Source organism: Streptomyces sp. NBC_00667 (assembly GCF_036226825.1).
Lineage (GTDB): Bacteria > Actinomycetota > Actinomycetes > Streptomycetales > Streptomycetaceae > Streptomyces.
Genome location: NZ_CP109022.1, coordinates 5,982,788 through 5,998,190, shown reverse-complemented (window position 1 = coordinate 5,998,190; position 15,403 = coordinate 5,982,788). Strand labels below are relative to the sequence as shown.

1 protein-coding gene is annotated in these 15,403 nt (G+C 71.9%); it reads left to right on the top strand.

The window, feature by feature from the left end; genetic code table 11:
• The first annotated feature begins 57 nt into the window (after window positions 1-57).
• Complete coding sequence (locus OHA81_RS27365) at window positions 58-15,357, top strand: non-ribosomal peptide synthetase (RefSeq protein ID WP_329200190.1); 15,300 nt, start codon at window positions 58-60, stop codon at window positions 15,355-15,357.
• The last annotated feature ends 46 nt before the right edge of the window (window positions 15,358-15,403 follow it).

Genomic DNA, 15,403 nt, shown 5'->3' with positions numbered 1-15,403 from the left:
CGCCGCGACGGCGACAACCATCTTTTACAGGAGCGAGAGACGATGATCGTGGGTTCGGTGCCGGCATCCTTCCGGGAGCAGGCGGCGCGTACGCCCGATGCCGTGGCCGTCCGGTGCGCCGGCCGCAGCCTGACCTACCGGGAGCTGGACGACCGGTCGGACCGGCTGGCGACCCGGCTGGCCGCCGAAGGCGCCCGGGCGGAGCGTCCCGTGCTGGTCCTGATGGACCGCACGGCCGAACTGGTCGTCGCCCTCCTCGCCGTCCTCAAGACGGGGGCGTACTACCTGCCGCTGCATCCCGCCTATCCGCAGGAGCGGATGGCGTGGATCGCCGCGGAGAGCGGGGCTGCGGTCCTGCTCACCGACACCGCGATGCGTGACCGGACGCCGCACGGGCCGGTCGTCGTACTCGCCGACCAGCCTGACGGGTACGCGCATCAGGAGCAGCCGGCGGCGGATCCCGCGATCCGCCCCGACCAGCTCGCCTACGTGATGTACACCTCGGGCTCCACCGGGACGCCCAAGGGTGTCGCGGTCACCCACCGCAACGTCACCGACCTCGTCGGCGACTCGATGTTCACGGTCCCCGGAGCACACGACCGCGTGCTGCTCGTCGCCTCGTACGCGTTCGACCCGTCGACGTACGCGCTGTGGTACCCGCTGCTGCACGGCGGGACGGCCGTCATCGCCACCGAGGCACAGCTGACGGTCGACCGTCTGGCGCGCCTGCTGGCCGACGAGCGGGTCACCGCCGCCGAGTTCCCGGCCGGCCTCTTCCGGGTCATGGCGGAGGAGCGCCCGGAGTGCTTCGCGGGCCTGCGCGAGGTCCTCACCGGCGGCGACGTCATCCCCGCCGCCGGAGTGCGTGCCGTGCTGGAGCGCTGCCCCGGCACTGTGGTGCGCGGCACCTACGGTCCCACCGAGACCACGCTCTACGCCACCCAGTCCCGGTGGACCCGGGCGTCGTCGGTTCCCGCACAGGTACCGATCGGGCTGCCGCTGGACGGCATGAGCGCCTACGTCCTGGACGACGCGCTGCGCCCGGTCGCGGAGGGGGAGACCGGCGAGCTGTACCTGGCCGGTGCCGGTCTGGCCCGGGGGTACGCCGGCCGCCCCGACCTGACGGCCGACCGTTTCGTCGCCGACCCGTTCGGTCCCGCGGGCAGCCGGATGTACCGCTCCGGCGACCTGGCCCGCCACGACGGCGACGGACGGCTCGAATTCGCCGGCCGCGCCGACGGCCAGGTCAAGATCCGCGGGTATCGCGTCGAGCCGGGCGAGGTGGAGGCGGCACTGACCGGCTGCCGGGGAGTGCGCCAGGCCGTCGTCGTGGCCCGCGAGGACGCTGCGGGAGACAAGCGGCTGGTCGCGTACGTCGTGGCGGAGGGAGCCGCGGCGGCGGATGACGCAGCCCTCCACGACGGCATGCGCAGCCACCTGGAGGCCCGTCTGCCGGCCTACCTGGTCCCCTCGGCGTTCGTCACGCTGGAGCGGCTGCCGCTGACCTCCAACCACAAGATCGACTACCGGGCGCTGCCCGCTCCCTCCGCCGGCCCTGCCGACACCGGGCGCGGTCCGCGCACCGACCGCGAGGCCGTCCTGTGCGACCTGGTCGCCCAGACGCTCGGCCTGCCCCACGTCGGCATCGACGACGACTTCTTCGCGCTGGGCGGGGACTCGCTCCACGCGACCCGGCTGGTCAGCCGCATACGGGCCGCGCTGGGCACCGACCTCTCCGTGGCATCGGTCTTCGACCACCCGAACGTCGCCGCCCTCTCCTCACTCGGCGAAGAGGGCGAAGACGGCGAACCGGCCGGGGCGGGCCACTCCCCCGCCGCCCGCCCGGCACTGCGACCGGCCACCCGGCCCGCCGTGCTCCCGCTCTCCCCCGCCCAGTACCGCATGTGGTTCCACAGCCGGCTGGAGGGCCGGTCGGCGGCGTACGTCCTGCCCATAGCCGTCCGGCTGCGCGGCCCGCTCGACCGGGCCGCGCTGGAAGCCGCCCTTGGGGACCTGACCGACCGGCACGAGAGCCTGCGCACCGTGTTCCCGGAGCACGACGCGGAGCCCTGCCAGGTCGTGCTGCCCGTCGGGCAGGTGCGGCCGGCGCTGCCCGTCGAGCAGGTGACGGACCTCGATGCCGCGCTGCGCGCCGCCGCCCTCGTCCCGTTCGACCTGACCACGGACGTGCCGTTGCGCGCGCGCCTGTTCTCCGCGGGCGCCGACGAACACGTACTGCTGCTGACCCTCAACCACATCGGCACCGACGGCTGGTCCATGCAGCCCCTGACGCGCGAACTGGCCGAGGCCTACACGGCTCGGCGGGCCGGTGAAGCCCCCCGATGGGCGCCGCTCGCCACCCAGTACGCCGACTACACCCTGTGGCAGCGCGAACTCCTCGGCTCCGAGCAGGGCCCGACCGCGCTGGCCGAGCAGCAGCTCGACTTCTGGCGCAAGGCCCTCGACGGGGCGCCCGAGGAACTGGAACTTCCCACCGACTTCCCCCGCCCGGCGGTCGCCGGTACCCGCGGGGGCAGCGTTCCCGTGGAGATCGGCGCCGAACTGCACCAGGCCATCGTCGCCCTTGCCCGCGCCACGCGGACCAGCGTCCACATGACCCTCCAGGCCGCCGTGGCGGCCCTGCTGACCCGGGTAGGAGCAGGGACGGACGTCCCGATCGGCGCCACCGTCGCCGGCCGCACGGACGAGGCCCTCGACAGCCTGATCGGCTTCTTCGTCAACACGCTGGTGCTGCGCACCGACACCTCCGGCAACCCGAGCCTGCGCACCTTGCTCCAGCGGGTCAGGGAACAGGACCTCGCGGCGTACGCGCACCAGGACGTGCCCTTCGACCAGGTCGTGGATGCCCTCAACCCGGTCCGCTCGCTGTCGCGCCACCCCCTCTTCCAGGTCATGCTGACCTTGGAGAACGCCAACGGCTACGCGTTCGACCTGCCCGGGCTCACCGCCACCGCCGAGGAACTGCCGACCGCCACCGCCAAGTTCGACCTGCTCTTCGGCTTCACCGAGCGCTACGCGCACGACGGCTCGGCCGCCGGGGTCACCGGCCGCCTGGAGTTCTCGGCCGACCTGTTCGAGCCGGCGACCGCCGCACTGCTGGCCGGTCGCTTCACCGCCTTGCTGACGCGTGCCGTCACCGATCCCGAGCAGCCGCTCGGCGACATCGACCTGTTCCTCGAGGGTGAGCGCGACGCCGTCCTGCGAGCCGCGCGCGCGACGCGCACCGAGCTGCCCGGAGCACCGCTCGCCGCCCTGGTCGAGGCCCAGGTGCGCCGTACGCCCGACGCGCTCGCCGTCAGCGCGCCCGACGGAGAGCTCTCGTACGCCGAACTCAACGAGCGGGCCAACCGACTGGCCCGGCACCTGCTGTCCCGGGGGATCGGCCCCGGCAGCTACGCCGCCGTCGTACTGCCCCGCGGCACGGGGCTGATCACTGCCTTCCTGGCCGTGCTCAAGACCGGCGCCGCCTACCTGCCGATCGACCCGCAGTACCCGCGCGAGCGGATCGGGTTCATCCTCGAAGACGCCCGCCCGGACGTGTGCATCACCGACGGCGGGGGCGCCGCCTCACTGCCCGCGGACTCGCTGCCCGCATACGTGCTCGACCTGGACGGCGCGCCCACCGCCGCCGCGCTGGCCGCGGCCCACGCCCACGACCCCCGGGACGCCGACCGGCCCGCCCCGCTGACCGACGAGACCCCCAGCTACGTCGTGTACACCTCGGGCTCCACCGGACGGCCGAAGGGGGTGGTGCTCCCGGCCCGCGTCCTGTCCAACCTGCTCGCCTGGAACGCCTCGCTCTTCCCCTGCGAACCGGGCTCCCGGGTCTCGCAGTTCAGCGCCGTCAGCTTCGACGCGTCGGAGCACGAGATCCTCACGGCCCTCCTGAACGGCAAGACGCTGTGCGTGCCCGACGAGGACACCCGGCTCAATCCGGCCCGCCTCGCGAGCTGGCTGGACGAGCAGCGCATCACCGAGTTCTTCGCCCCGGACCTCGTGATCGCGGCGGTGTACGAGGCCGCCACCGAGCAGGGCCTGGCACTGGACGCCCTGCGGCACGTCGCCCAGGCCGGCGAAGCGCTCCAGCTGACCCCCCAGGTCCGCGACTTCCACGCCGCGCGCCCCGGTCTGCTGCTGCACAACCACTACGGCCCCTCCGAGACCCACGTGGTCACCAGCGCCACCCTGCCCGCCGACCCGGCCGACTGGCCGACTGCGGCCCCCCTCGGCGACGGCATCTGGAACACCCGGCTGTACGTCCTGGACGAGCTGCTGCGGCCTGTGCCCGCCGGTGTGCCCGGCGAGCTGTACCTCGCGGGTGACGGCCTGGCCCACGGCTACCTCAACCGTGCCGACCTCACCTCCCAGCGCTTCGTCGCCGACCCGTTCGCCCCGGCCGGCGAGCGGATGTACCGCAGCGGCGACCTGGTGCGCCGCCGCGCCGACGGCAGCCTCGCCTTCCTCGGACGCGCCGACGACCAGGTGAAGATCCGTGGCGTCCGCGTCGAGCTGGGCGAACTCAACGCAGTGCTCTGCGCGCATCCCGCGGTGGCCCAGGCCGCCACCGTGCTGCGCGAGGACCGGCCCGGCGACAAACGACTGGTCTCCTACGTGGTGGCCGCGCCGGGTTCCGTGCTGCCGGCCGCCGAGGAGCTGCGCCGGCACGTGGCCGCCGCCGTGCCCCAGGCGGTGGTTCCGGCCGCGTACGTCCCGATGGACGTGCTTCCGCTGACGTCCAACGGCAAGCTGGACCGCAGGGCCCTGCCCGCCCCTGCCTACACCGGCACCGCGGGCCGCGGTCCCCGTACCCCCGCGGAGCACATCCTGTGCGCGCTGTTCGCGGAGGTCCTGGGCGCCCGGGCCGTCGGCGCGGAGGACAGCTTCTTCGACCTGGGCGGTCACTCCCTGCTCGTCACCCGGCTGATCAACCGGATCCGGCTGACCCTGGGCCGTGAGGTCGCCGTCCGCACCGTCTTCGAAACGCCCACCCCCGCCGAGCTGGCGGCCCGCATCGACGCGGCCGGGCAGGCCCGTCCGGCGCTCGTCCCCCTCGCACACGGAGACCGGCTGCCCGCCTCTCCCGCGCAGGAACGGCTCTGGTTCCTCGACCGGTTCGAGCAGTCGAGCACGTACAACCTGCCGGTCAGCTTCCGGATCGCCGGGCGGGTCGACGCCCAAGCGCTGGAGCAGGCCGTCACCGACCTCGTGGCCCGTCACGAAACCCTGCGGACCGTGTTCCGCGAGGACCAGGGCCGCGCCATCCAACTGATCCTGCCCCCCACCCACATCCCCCTGCACCGCGTCACCACCACCCCCGAAGACCTCCCCGAAGCACTGCAGACCGCCGGCCAGCACGTCTTCGACCTCTCCGCCGACCTGCCCATCCGCGTCACCCTCCTCACCCTCGCCGAAGACGAACACGTCCTGATGGTGCTCCTGCACCACATCGCCGGCGACGGCGCCTCCATGACACCCCTCACCCACGACCTCAACCACGCCTACGAAGCCCGCCTCAACGGCAACGCCCCCACCTGGGCGCCACTCCCCGTCCAATACGCCGACTACACCCTGTGGCAACAGCAGATCCTCGGCGACGAAAACGACCCCGAATCAGCCGCAGCCCAACAGAGCGCCTACTGGAAGCACACCCTCCAAGGACTCCCCGAAGAACTCACCTACCCCACCGACCGACGCCGCCCCACCACCCCCACACACCGCGGCGAATCCCTCGAAATCGAACTCGGCACCGACCTCCACACCCGGCTCACCGAACTCGCCCGCACCACCGGCACGACCCTCACCATGGTCATGCACGCAGCACTCGCCACCCTCCTCACCCGACTCGGCGCCGGAACCGACATCCCCATCGGCACCCCCACCGCAGGCCGCACCGACGAAACCCTCGACCACCTCATCGGCTTCTTCGTCAACACCCTCGTCATCCGCACCAACACCTCCGACAACCCCACCTTCACCCAACTCCTCACCCAAGTCCGCAACACCAGCCTCACCGCCTACGCCCACCAAGACACCCCCTTCGAACGCATCGTCGAAACCCTCAACCCGCCCCGCCTCCCCAGCCGCCACCCCCTCTTCCAGATCATGCTCCAGGTCGGTACGGACACGGCTCCCGATCTGGACCTGGGCGGCGTCACGGCCCAGGGCGTGACCACCAACCTGGACGGCGCGAAGTTCGACCTCTCCCTCAACCTCCGTGCCGCTACGGGGGCGGACGGCCGCCCCGGCGCCCTGACCGCGCACGTCGGGTACGCGGCGGATCTGTTCGACGCCCCTACGGTCCGCACCCTCCTCGACCGCCTCGTCCGCGTCCTGGAAGCCGTCACCGCCGACCCGGACCTGCACATCGACTCCCTGGACCTGCTGGGGCCTGCGGAGCGGGCTGCCCTGTTGACGCCTCCGGTTGCGGTCACCGAGCCCGAAGCCGTCCTCCACGACCTGTTCGCCGCCCAGGCCGCCCGCACCCCGGACGCCACGGCCGTCGTGTTCGAGGGCGAGCACACCTCGTACGCCGCGCTCGACGCGCGCGCCAACCGCCTGGCGCACCTGCTGAGCGAGCGCGGCGCCGGCCCGGACCGACTGATCGCCGTCGCCCTGCCTCGCTCCGCCGAGCTCATCGTCGCCCTGCTCGCCGTCCTCAAGTCGGGGGCCGCCTACCTGCCCGTCGACCCCGACTACCCGGCCGACCGCATCGCCTACATGCTGGATGACGCCCGCCCCGTCCTCCTGGTCACTCACAGCGACCTCATCGAGCGACTGCCCGCGGACACCGCGACCCTGCTCGTGGACACGCAGGACACCACCAGGCTGCTCACCGCCGCCCCCGACACCTGCCCCGGGGTCGCGGTGGCGCCGCAGCACGCGGCTTACGTCATCTACACCTCGGGCTCGACCGGGCGGCCCAAGGGCGCCGTCATCCCGCACCAGAACGTGACCCGCCTGTTCGCCGCCACCCGGCACTGGTTCGACTTCGGCGCCGACGACACCTGGACCCTCTACCACAGCTACGCCTTCGACTTCTCCGTCTGGGAGCTGTGGGGGCCGCTGCTGCACGGCGGACGCCTCGTCGTCGTCCCCCACGCCGTCAGCCGCGCACCCGGCGAGTTCCTCAAGCTGCTCGCCGACGAGCAGGTCACCGTCCTCAACCAGACCCCTTCCGCGTTCTACCAGCTCGTCCAGGCCGACGCCGAAGACCCCGCGACCGGCGACCGGCTGGCCCTGCGCACCGTCGTGTTCGGCGGCGAGGCCCTGGACCTGCGCCGACTGGCCGACTGGTACGAACGCCACGGCGACGACTCGCCCGCGCTGGTGAACATGTACGGCATCACCGAGACCACCGTGCACGTCACCCACCAGGCGCTGGACCGGATCTCCGCGGCGACCCTGCCGGGCAGCGTGATCGGCGAGGCCATCCCCGACCTCGGCATGTACGTCCTCGACAGCACGCTGCGCCCGGTGCCCGCCGGGGTCTCGGGCGAGCTGTACGTGTCCGGCGCCGGCCTCGCCCGCGGCTACCTCGGCCGCCCCGGCCTGACCGCCGAGCGCTTCGTGGCCTGCCCCTTCGAGGGACCGGGCGCCCGGATGTACCGCACCGGGGACGTGGTCCGATGGACGGAGCCGGGCCGCCTGGAATACCTCGGCCGGGCCGACCACCAGGTCAAGCTCCGCGGATTCCGCATCGAACTCGGCGAGATCGAATCCGTTCTGGGCTCACACCCGCAGGTCGCGCAGGCCGCCGTCGTGATCCGCGAGGACCAGCCGGGCGACAAGCGGCTCGTCGGCTACGTCGTACCCAAGGACCCGGGCGGGGTGGACAGCACCGACCTGCGCGCCCACCTCGGCGCTCTTCTGCCCGACTACATGGTGCCGTCCACCACCGTAACGTTGGACGTGCTGCCGTTGACGGCGAACGGGAAGCTGGACCGCAGGGCCCTGCCCGCCCCCGTCTACGCCGGAGCGGCCGGACGTGAGGCACGCACCCCCCACGAGCACCTCCTGTGCGGCCTGTTCGCCGACGTACTCGGCGTGGACACCGTCGGTGTGGACGACGGCTTCTTCGACCTGGGCGGTCACTCCCTGCTCGTCACCCGGCTGATCAACCGGATCCGGCTGACCCTGGGGCGTGAGGTCGCCGTCCGCACCGTCTTCGAAGCGCCCACCCCCGCCGAGCTGGCGGCCCGCATCGACGCGGCCGGGCAGGCCCGTCCGGAACTGGCACCGCAGCCGCGCCCCGACCTCGTCCCCGCCTCCCCCGCGCAGGAACGGCTCTGGTTCCTCGACCAGTTCGAAGGCCCCAGCGCCACCTACAACCTTCCCGTCACCGTGCGGATCACCGGCCCCCTGGACACCGGAGCGCTGGAGCACGCCGTGGCGGATGTCGTGGCCCGTCACGAAACCCTGCGGACCGTGTTCCGCGAGGACCAGGGCCGCGCCATCCAACTGATCCTGCCCCCCACCCACATACCCCTGCACCGCGTCACCACCACCCCCGAAGACCTCCCCGAAGCACTGCAGACCGCCGGCCAGCACGTCTTCGACCTCTCCGCCGACCTGCCCATCCGCGTCACCCTCCTCACCCTCGCCGAAGACGAACACGTCCTGATGGTGCTCCTGCACCACATCGCCGGCGACGGCGCCTCCATGACACCCCTCACCCACGACCTCAACCACGCCTACCAAGCCCGACTCAACGGCAACGCCCCCACCTGGGCGCCACTCCCCGTCCAATACGCCGACTACACCCTGTGGCAACAACAGATCCTCGGCGACGAAAACGACCCCGAATCCGCCGCAGCCCAACAGAGCGCCTACTGGAAGCACACCCTCCAAGGACTCCCCGAAGAACTCACCTACCCCACCGACCGACGCCGCCCCACCACCCCCACACACCGCGGCGAATCCCTCGAAATCGAACTCGGCACCGACCTCCACACCCGGCTCACCGAACTCGCCCGCACCACCGGCACGACCCTCACCATGGTCATGCACGCAGCACTCGCCACCCTCCTCACCCGACTCGGCGCCGGAACCGACATCCCCATCGGCACCCCCACCGCAGGCCGCACCGACGAAACCCTCGACCACCTCATCGGCTTCTTCGTCAACACCCTCGTCATCCGCACCAACACCTCCGACAACCCCACCTTCACCCAACTCCTCACCCAAGTCCGCAACACCAGCCTCACCGCCTACGCCCACCAAGACACCCCCTTCGAACGCATCGTGGAGGTACTGAATCCCCCGCGTTCGGCCGCCCGCCATCCGCTCTTCCAGATCATGCTCCAGGTGGCCAACGGCACGACCACGGAGTGGGACCTGCCCGGCGTCCAAGCACAGTCACTGCGGACGAACCTCGACGTGGCGAAGTTCGACCTCCACCTCGCTTTCCACGCCGACGTCACCGCGGACGGCGTGCCGGGCGCACTGCGCGCGGACGCCCAGTTCGCCGTCGACCTGTTCGACGCGCCGACGGTCCGCACCCTCCTCGACCGCCTCGTCCGCGTCCTGGAAGCCGTCACCGCCGACCCGGACCTGCACATCGACTCCCTCGACGTCCTCGGGTCCGAAGAGCGGGACCGCGTCCTGACGCGGTGGAACGACACCGGCCGCGGCCTGTCCGAGGCCCTGCTCCCGGACCTGTTCGCCGCCCAGGCCGCCCGCACCCCCGGCACGGTCGCGGTCTGCGCCTCGGGCGACCGGCTGACGTACGCGGAGCTCGACGAGCAGGCCAACAGGCTGGCGTGGGTACTGCTGTCCCGGGGCATCGGCCCCGGCGACCGGGTGGGTGTGGTGCTGCCGCGCGGTACCCGGCTGGCGGTCGCCTTCCTGGCGATCCTCAAGGCGGGGGCCGCCTACCTGCCCATCGACCCTACGTACCCGCGGGAGCGCATCGACTTCGTCCTGGCCGATGCCCGGCCCCAGGCCGTCCTCACCGTCGCCTCGCAGGCCGCCGCGCTGCCCGCCGGAGCGCTGGCCCTGGACACCGCGCCGGTGGCCGCGGAGTTGGCGGCCGCGCCGCCGCACGCCCCGGGAACCGCCGACCGCCGTGCGCCGCTGACGTCGGAGGCTCCCGCATACGTGGTCTACACCTCGGGCTCCACGGGCCGCCCCAAGGGCGTGGTCCTGCCGGGCCGGGTGCTGGTCAACCTCCTGGCGTGGAACGCATCGGTCGTTCCCGCCGCACCGGGTGCGCGAGTGGCCCAGTTCAGTGCCGTCGGCTTCGACGTCGCCGAGCAGGAGATCCTTTCGGCCCTGCTGTACGGAAAGACGCTGTGCGTGCCGGACGAGGAGACCCGGCTCAACCCCTCCAGCCTCGCGGCCTGGCTCGACGAGGAAGGGATCACCGAGTTCTACGCCCCGAACCTGGTCATCGCCGCCGTGTACGAGGCCGCGGCCGAACAGGGCCTGGGGCTGGCCGCCCTGCAGCACGTGCTCCAGGCCGGCGAAGCGCTTCAACTGAGCCCGCAGGTGCGGGACTTCCACGCCGCACGGCCGGGTGTCGTGCTGCACAACAACTACGGGCCCTCCGAGAGCCATGTCGTCAGCGGTACGCAGCTGCCGGCCGAGGTGGCGCAGTGGCCGGAATCGCCGACGCTGGGCGGCCCGATCTGGAACGCGCAGACGTACGTGCTCGACGAGCGGCTGCGGCCCGTCCCCGTCGGTGTGGCGGGAGAGCTCTACCTGACCGGAGTCTGCCTGGCGCACGGCTACCTCAACCGGGCCGACATGACGGCGGAACGCTTCGTGGCGCACCCCTTCGGGGAACCCGGTGAGCGCATGTACCGCACGGGAGACGTGGTCCGGTGGACGGGCGACGGCGAGCTGGAGTACCTGGGCCGGGCCGACGACCAGGTGAAGATCCGCGGCATCCGGGTCGAGCTGGGCGAACTCAACGCGGTGATCGAAGGACACCCGGGCGTCGCGCAGGCGGCGACGGTGCTACGTGAGGACAGGCCGGGGGACAAGCGCCTGGTCGCCTATGTGGTGGCGGAGCCCGGCGCGCCCGCGCCCGCCGGCGACGCGTTGCGCCGCCATGTGGCCGCCAAGGTCCCGGAGTCCGTCGTTCCTGCCGCGTTCGTCACCCTGGACGTACTGCCGTGGACCGCGAACGGGAAGCTGGACCGCAGGGCCCTGCCCGCCCCCGTCTACGCCGGAGCGGCCGGACGTGAGGCACGCACCCCCCACGAGCACCTCCTGTGCGGCCTGTTCGCCGACGTACTCGGCGTGGACACCGTCGGTGTGGACGACAGCTTCTTCGACCTGGGCGGCCACTCCCTGCTCGTCACCCGGCTCGTCAATCGGGCGCGTGCCGTACTCGGTGTGGGACTGACGGTGCGGACCGTCTTCGAGGCTCCCACCGTCAGCGAACTCGCGGCCCGCCTCGAAGTCTCCGGCGACGCCCGTCCGGAACTGGCACCGCAGCCGCGCCCCGACCTCGTCCCCGCCTCCGCCGCGCAGGAACGGCTCTGGTTCCTCGACCAGTTCGAAGGCCCCAGCGCCACCTACAACCTTCCCGTCGCCGTCCGGATCGCCGGGCGGGTCGACGCCCAAGCGCTGGAGCAGGCCGTCACCGACCTCGTGGCCCGTCACGAAACCCTGCGGACCGTGTTCCGCGAGGACCAGGGCCGCGCCGTCCAACTGATCCTGCCCCCCACCCACATACCCCTGCACCGCGTCACCACCACCCCCGAAGACCTCCCCGAAGCACTGCAGACCGCCGGCCAGCACGTCTTCGACCTCTCCGCCGACCTGCCCATCCGCGTCACCCTCCTCACCCTCGCCGAAGACGAACACGTCCTGATGGTGCTCCTGCACCACATCGCCGGCGACGGCGCCTCCATGACACCCCTCACCCACGACCTCAACCACGCCTACACCACACGCCTGAACGGCAACGCCCCCACCTGGGCGCCACTCCCCGTCCAATACGCCGACTACACCCTGTGGCAACAGCAGATCCTCGGCGACGAGGCGGAGGCCGACTCGACGCTCGCGACCCAGCTGCGGTACTGGAGCGACGCCTTGGCGGGGCTCCCGGTCGAGCTGGAGTATCCGACCGACCGGCCCAGGCCGCTGGCTTCCTCCCACCGGGGCGAGTCCTTCGAGGTCGAACTCGGCACCGACCTCCACACCCGGCTCACCGAACTCGCCCGCACCACCGGCACGACCCTCACCATGGTCATGCACGCAGCACTCGCCACCCTCCTCACCCGACTCGGCGCCGGAACCGACATCCCCATCGGCACCCCCACCGCAGGCCGCACCGACGAAACCCTCGACCACCTCATCGGCTTCTTCGTCAACACCCTCGTCATCCGCACCAACACCTCCGACAACCCCACCTTCACCCAACTCCTCACCCAAGTCCGCAACACCAGCCTCACCGCCTACGCCCACCAAGACACCCCCTTCGAACGCATCGTCGAAACCCTCAACCCGCCCCGCCTCCCCAGCCGCCACCCCCTCTTCCAGATCATGCTGGAGGTGGTCAGCGACGGCGGGTCGGAGCTGACGCTGGCGGGTACCAAGGCGGAGACACTGCCGGCCACCGAACTGAACGTCGCGAAGTTCGACCTCAACTTCACCCTGTACGCGGACACCACGGAGGAGGGCCGGCCCGGGGCCCTGCGCGCGAGCGTGGGATTCGCCGTCGACCTGTTCGACGCCCCGACGGTCCGCACCCTCCTCGACCGGATGGTCCGCGTCCTGGAAGCGGCCACCGCCGACCCGGACCTGCCCATCGGCTCCCTCGACATCCTCGGCGCCGAGGAACGCGCCCACCTGATCCGGCAGGGCGCCGGCCCCGACCCGGTGGACGCCTTCGCCGGGGTGTCCTCCCTCCAGGAGGCGTTCCGCCTGCAGGCAGGGCGCACCCCGGACGCGGTGGCCGTCCGGTGCGCCGGCCGGAGCCTGAGCTACGCGGAGTTGAACGAGCGGGCCGGCCGGCTCGCGCGGCGTCTGGTCGCCGCGGGCGCCGGTCCGGAGCGCCCGGTCGCCATATTGATGAGCCGGACGGTGGACCTCGTCGTCGCCCTGACGGGCATTCTCATGTCGGGTTCCTACTACGTGCCCCTGCACCACGCCTCGCCCTTGGACCGCATGCAGACGGTCCTGGAGGAGTGCGGGGCGCAGGTCCTGCTCACGGACGAGGTCATGCGCGAGCGTGGCCTGCCGCGGGCGGGGATGGTGGTCCTGGTCTCGGACGCCGATGAGGACGGCCCGCTCGATGCCGCGGCGTTGCCCCACCCGGCCGTGAACGGTCACCGGGAGCAGCTCGCGTACGTCATGTACACCTCGGGCTCGACGGGCAGGCCCAAGGGTGTGGCCATCACCCACCAGGACGTCTTCGAGCTGGTCAACGACTCGATCTTCGTGCCGGGTGACCACGACCGGGTACTGCTGCTCACCCCGTACGAGTTCGATCCGTCGACGTACTCCTTCTGGTACCCGCTGTTGCACGGCGGGACGAGCATCATCGCGCCGGAGGCGGACCTCACGGTCGAGCGGCTCGCCCGGCTGATGCAGGAGGAGCGGATCACCGGTGTCGACGTGACGGCGGGTCTCTTCCGGGTGATGGCCGAGGAGTATCCCGAGTGCTTCGACGGGGTGCGCGTGGTGATCACCGGTGGTGACATCGTGTCGCCGGTCGCGGTCCGCCGGGTCCTGGAACACTGCCCCGACCTGCTGGTGCGCAGCAATTACGGTCCGACGGAGACGACGTTGTTCGCGACCTCGGCCCCGTGGCGCAGTGCATCCGAGGTGCCGGCTCCGGTGCCCATCGGCAGGCCGCTCGACGGCATGTCGGCCCGCGTGCTGGACGACGCGCTCGCGCCGGTTCCCGTCGGGGTGACGGGCGAGCTGTACCTGGCCGGCACCGGTCTGGCCCGGGGATACCTGAACCGGGCCGGGCTCACGGCCGAGCGGTTCGTGGCGGACCCGTACGGCCCGCCCGGCGCACGGATGTACCGGACGGGCGACCGGGTCCGCTGGACCGCGGACCGTCTGATCGACTTCGTCGGCCGCGCCGACAACCAGGTGAAGATCCGCGGGTTCCGCATCGAACTGCCGGAGATCGAGTCCGTCCTGGCCGCGTTCCCCGGCATCCGGCAGGTCGCGGTCGTCGCCCGCGAGGACCGGCCCGGTGACAAGAGGCTGGCGGCCTACCTGGTCGGCGACGGCGAGGTGGACGTCGATGCCTTGACGCGGCACGCCCGCCAACTGCTGCCCGAGTACATGATCCCGGCCGCCGTGGTGCTTCTGGACAAGCTGCCGTTGACCCCCAACAACAAGCTCGACTACCGGGCCCTGCCGGCGCCCGCCCTGCCCACGAGCGACGGCCGGCCGCCGCGCAGTCCTGCCGAGGTCACCCTGTGCGCCTTGTTCGCCGACGTACTCGGGGTACGGGACATCGGGATCGACGACAACTTCTTCGCACTGGGCGGCCACTCGCTGCTGGCGACCCGGCTGATCAGCCGTATCCGTACGGCGTTCGACTGCGAGCTGCCGGTCCGGGCCCTGTTCGAGGCACCGACCGTGGCCATGCTGGCCGCCCAGCTGGGCCGGGAGGGTTCCGGGGATTCACTCGGGGTGCTCCTGCCGCTGCGTACGGGTGGTGAGCGGCGTCCGCTGTTCGCCGTCCACCCGGCCATCGGTCTCAGCTGGTGCTACAGCGGGCTGCTGGCCCACTTGGACCGTGAGCAGCCGGTGTACGGGCTCCAGGCACGTGGTTTGAGCGAACCGGAAGGCGGACCCCGGACCTTCGAGGAGGTCCTGGACGACTACCTCGCGGCGATCCGCTCGGTCCAGCCGCAAGGACCGTACGCGCTGCTCGGCTGGTCGTTCGGCGGGGTCACGGCGCACGCCTTGGCGGTGCGGCTGAGGGAGGCGGGTGAGCAGGTCGACTTCCTCGGCGTGCTCGACGCATTCCCCGGGACGGCCTCGGCGGGTACCGAGCCCATCGGCTACGACGACCCGGAGGTATGGCCGGCGCTGTCGGCCTCGATCGGTCACGATCCGTCGGCTTCCGGGAGCCCGTTGGCGGAACTGGGCGCGGAGGGGTTCGCAGCCCTGGCACGGGTCTTCGTGGACCTGTCGAACCTGCGCGGAACCTTCGATTCCGGGGTGTTCGACGGCTCGATGGTCTTCTTCCGGGCCACGGTCGGCGCCACCGTGGACGATCCGGCGGCCGTGTGGTCGCCCCACGTCACCGGCGGCATCGAAGTCCACGAGGTCGACTGCGCCCACGGCGCGATGACCGCGCAGGGCCCCCTCGCGGAGATCGGTCGCGTGGTAGCCGGGCACCTCGGGGACCTCCCGTAGCCGCCCGGACGGCCGCCGGTCCGGCGGCGCCCATCGCACATCCTGT